The organism is Corallococcus sp. CA041A, assembly GCF_003612075.1.
In the GTDB taxonomy this organism is placed as follows: domain Bacteria; phylum Myxococcota; class Myxococcia; order Myxococcales; family Myxococcaceae; genus Corallococcus; species Corallococcus exiguus.
Genome location: NZ_RAWF01000448.1, coordinates 1 through 3,944, shown reverse-complemented (window position 1 = coordinate 3,944; position 3,944 = coordinate 1). Strand labels below are relative to the sequence as shown.

The 3,944-nt window shown below is 70.0% G+C and carries 4 protein-coding genes; 2 read left to right on the top strand and 2 right to left on the bottom strand.

The features are described from left to right. Positions 1-16: 16 nt before the first annotated feature. Positions 17-1,231, top strand: coding sequence for an exopolysaccharide biosynthesis GT4 family glycosyltransferase EpsE (gene epsE, locus D7V77_RS40735; RefSeq protein WP_120581560.1), 1,215 nt, complete (start codon positions 17-19; stop codon positions 1,229-1,231). Between the two features lie 6 nt (positions 1,232-1,237). Here the strand turns inward: epsE and D7V77_RS40730 are convergent, their stop codons facing one another. Next, positions 1,238-1,930, bottom strand: coding sequence for a DUF6445 family protein (locus D7V77_RS40730; protein WP_120581559.1), 693 nt, complete (start codon positions 1,928-1,930; stop codon positions 1,238-1,240). Between the two features lie 410 nt (positions 1,931-2,340). Between D7V77_RS40730 and D7V77_RS40725 the strand changes: the two genes are divergently transcribed. Further along, the gene (locus D7V77_RS40725; RefSeq protein ID WP_158624586.1) at positions 2,341-2,889 is read left to right on the top strand and encodes an RNA polymerase sigma factor; all 549 of its coding nucleotides are present in this window, start codon (positions 2,341-2,343) and stop codon (positions 2,887-2,889) included. A gap of 4 nt (positions 2,890-2,893) precedes the next feature. On the opposite strand, the gene D7V77_RS40720 is transcribed toward D7V77_RS40725, so the two are convergent. Continuing rightward, positions 2,894-3,944, bottom strand: a 1,051-nt coding sequence (locus D7V77_RS40720) for a mechanosensitive ion channel family protein (RefSeq protein ID WP_120581557.1), incomplete at its 5' end; no start/stop codon positions are given.

Below are 3,944 nucleotides of genomic sequence, written 5' to 3'. Positions count from 1 at the left end.
GTGTTATGGAAGAGGGGTGCAGAAGATCGGCTACCTGATTCCCGAGTTCCCCGGCCAGACCCACATCTTCTTCTGGCGCGAGCTGCAGGCGCTGCCGGGGAAGGGCGTGTCACCGGAGCTGGTGTCCACCCGTCCGCCGCCCGCGCGCATCATCAGCCACAGCTGGGCGCGCGAGGCCATGACGCGCACGGAGTACCTGGCCCCGCCGCCCCCGCTGGGCGTGCTGCGTGCCGCGCTGGAGATTGCCCGGGCCATGCCCACGGGCTGGGCGCGGGTGCTGGCCTCCATCGCGAGGGCGGAGGGCCTGGACGCGAAGGGTCGCGCGCAGCTGGTGGCGTTCGCGGTGATGGGCGGCCGGCTGGCGTCGCTGGCGCGCGAGCGCGGCTGGACGCACGTGCACGTGCACTCCTGCGCCAACGCGGCGCACGTGGCCATGTTCGCGCACCTGTTGTCCGGGCTCACGTACAGCATGACGCTGCACGGGCCGCTGGACGACTACGGGCCGAACCAGCGGGAGAAGTGGCGGCACGCGAAGTTCGCCTTCGTCATCACCAAGAAGCTGCTGGGTGAAGTGCGCCAGGAGCTGGCGGGGAGCCTGCCGGACCGCATCGAGCTGGCGCCCATGGGCGTGGAGCTGTCGCGCTTCCAGCGCTCGGTGGCCTACGAGCCGTGGTCCGGTGAAGGCCCGCTGCGGCTGTTCGCGTGTGGCCGGCTGAACCCGTGCAAGGGGCACGCGGACCTCATCGACGCGGTGGGGATGCTGCGCAAGAAGGGCATCGACGCGCGGCTGTCCATCGCGGGCGAGGACGAGGCGGGCGGCACCACGTACCGCAAGGTGCTGGAGGCGAAGCTCGCGCAGGACGGCCTCACGGACGCGGTGACGCTGCTGGGCGCGGTGAGCGAGGACGTGGTGAAGGACGGCATCCAGCGCTCGCACCTGTTCGCGCTGGCGAGCCTCCAGGAGCCGCTGGGCGTGGCCATCATGGAGGCCATGGCCATGCGCGCGCCGGTGGTGGTGACGGGCGCGGGCGGCGTGAAGGAGCTGGTGGACGACGGCGTGGACGGCGTGCTGGTGCCGCCGCAGGCGCCCGCCGTGCTGGCGGAGAAGTTGGAGAAGCTGGCGCGGGACCCGGCCGAAGCGGTGCGGCTGGGCGAGGCCGGCCGCCGCAAGGTGGAGGAGCAGTTCAGCAGCGAGCGCAGCGCGGACATGCTGGCGCGGATGCTGGCGTAGCCGGCTTCAGCGCACGGCCTTCCAGAAGAACAGGGCGGTGGCGCGCTTGTTCCGCTTGTCGCCCTGCCCGAAGTACGCGGTCGCCGAGTGTACGAAGTCGGCTCGGTAGACGATGAGGCGGTTGAAGACGTTCTCCACCTCCATGTCCTGCGCCCAGGCGTTGGCGGGCAGCTTCGTCACGCCGAAGGCCTGGGTGAGGTTGACGCAGCCGGGAGGGCAGGTGTTGCCGCCCAGGCCGCCGCCGGGCATGCGCAGCCGGTAGAAGGACGTGCCCACGTGCCTCACGGGCGGCTTCGGGTGCAGGTAGATGACGCCCGCGAAGTCGCACAGCGCCAGCGAGTCCACGTGCGGCTTCGCGGTGGACTCCTTCTCCCCTACGAGCTGCACGTGGTTGTGGGACAGCGCGCCCTGGGACGGGGCCTCCTGCTTGAGGGCGCGCACGCCGGCCTGTTCGCGGATCCACTGCTCGATGGGGGCCAGCTCCGCGGGCGTGAGCGCATGGGGGGCGCGGATGCCGGGCCAGATTTCAGGCCGCCACGGGGCGCCCATCGTCCAGTCCTCGCGGGCCAGGTTGCGCTCGTAGACCTCCAGCGCGTTGGGCAGGGCGTTGTCCTTGATCCAGTAGTCCCGTCCCAGCTTCGGCTTCCGATAGGGAAGCACGTCGCGGACGGCCGACTCCGGGCGCCGTTGTTCGAGCATGAGCGATTGCCGCCTTCCTGCTCACGCGGTCAGCAAGAACCCTGCCGTGTTTCACGTGTGTTTCATGCCTCGAGCCGGGGCTTTCTGCCCCATCCGACCAGGGGGCTCGCCACACCGGGGCGTTTTGCCCCAGGGTCAATCACCCTGGAGGGCCGTCGTCGTGAGTCTTCGCCCGGGATGACGACTGCTGATCATCCCGGCGCGCTTCTGTCGGGAACCCATGTGCACCTGCCCTGGATGGACATCCAAAAGACAGACACTGGATGCATTCGGGGCGTTGGAGGCGGAAATGGCCGGGTGGGATAGGGTTTCCAGACACTCTGGGTAATCCCCGCAAAGAATGCCATGTCCGTATTGGAAGGTTTTGTCATCATGGTCCCGCGCGGAAACGGAGCTCGGGGGGCACTTCCATGGCTGACAAAGAGATGCAGACGTTCGCGGAGCTGGTCATCCAATTCCGTTCAGGGCTCTTGAAGCACGCCCAGCGCATCCTGGGGAATGCGGCGGACGCGGAGGACCTGGTGCAGCACGCGCTGGACGAGGCGTGGAAGGAGCGGCTGCACCTGCAGGGGCCGGAGGCCTTCCGAGCGTGGACGGGGCGGGTCATCAACACGCGGGCCATCAGCCTGTTGCGCCACCACCGCGCGGAGCAGCGCAAGGCGGTGAACGCGGGCTGGGTGACGGTGCTGGCGGACGACCCTGAGGAGGCCGAGGGCTGCGAGCTCTGGACCTTCATCCAGGAGAAGGACCTGCGCGAAGCGGTGGAGCGTCTCCCGCCGCAGCAGCGGGAGGTCTTCCACCTGCGAGCGCAGGGGCGCTCCTACGTGAGCATCGGAGCCCAGGTGGGCCGCTCCACGGGCACGGTGGGCTGGTGGCTCCACCAGGTGCGCGAACAGCTGCGCGAGCGGCTCCAGCCCATCGCGGAGGAGCGCCGGCTCTCCGTGGGCACGTGGCACTGAGGTCTCAGGTGTTGGCCGCCCGCGCGGCCAGCAGCGCTGGTCCCACGGCCTTCTCCTCCGGGAGGGGCAGGGGCGTGGCCTCCGCGCGCAGCAGCGGCAGTCCGTGCGGCTGGGCCTGGAGGTAGGCCACCAGCTTCTCGCGCACCAGGCAGCGCAGGTCGAACGCCTTGCCGGAGTCCGCGGCGCTCACCAGGGCGCGCAGCTTCATGGTGCGCTCGCTCAGGTCCGTCACCTGGAGCCCCTGCACCTTGCCGTCCCACAGCCCCTTGGACTCCTGCTCCAGGATGCGCTTGAGCTCCGCGCGCACCGCCGGCACGTCCGTGCGGAAGTCCACGTACAGCTCCGCCGTGCCCAGGATCTCCGGCGACACCTTGCTCCAGTTCTGGAACGGCTTCTCCAGGAACTGGGTGATGGGGATGACCAGCCGGCGCAGGTCCCACACCTTCACGACCACGTAGGTGAGGGTGATCTCCTCGATCCACCCCCACTCGTTCTCGATGATGACCGTGTCGCCAATGCGCATGGGCTGCGTGATGGACAGCTGGATGCCCGCGAACAGCGTGGACAGGGACTTCTGCGCGGCCAGACCAATGGCCAGGCCCGCGATGCCCGCGGACGCCAGCAGCGACACGCCCACGTTGCGCACCGCCTCGAACTGGAGGAGCAGCAGCGACGCGGCCACCAGCACCACAGCCACCTCCACCACGCGCCGCAGGATGGCCAGCTGCGTGCGCAGGCCACGCACCCTCGCCACGTCCGTGCCCTCCGGTGACTTCGCGACCTTGTCCTCCAGGAAGCGCGCGGCCCGGGTGAGGAAGCGCAGCACGAACAGCGCCACCGCCACGATGACCACCGAGCGCGCCGCCAGGTCCACCGTCTCCTGCGCCGGAGGAGGCAGCTTGAGGAACCGCGCCCCCGCCGCCACCAGCATGCCCGCCAGCACGAAGCGGATGCTCCCCTTGCCCGCGGCGAGCATTTCGTCATCCCAGCCGGACTTCGTCAGCCCGGCGGCGCGAGCGCCCACCCGCAGCGTCACCGCCTCGCCCAGCCGCCCC

Coding starts and splice junctions, on each gene's coding strand:
- D7V77_RS40730 (WP_120581559.1), bottom strand. CDS start 1,930: ATGCTCGAACAACGGCGCCCGGAGTCGGCCGTCCGCGACGTGCTTCCC.
- D7V77_RS40725 (WP_158624586.1), top strand. CDS start 2,341: ATGGCTGACAAAGAGATGCAGACGTTCGCGGAGCTGGTCATCCAATTC.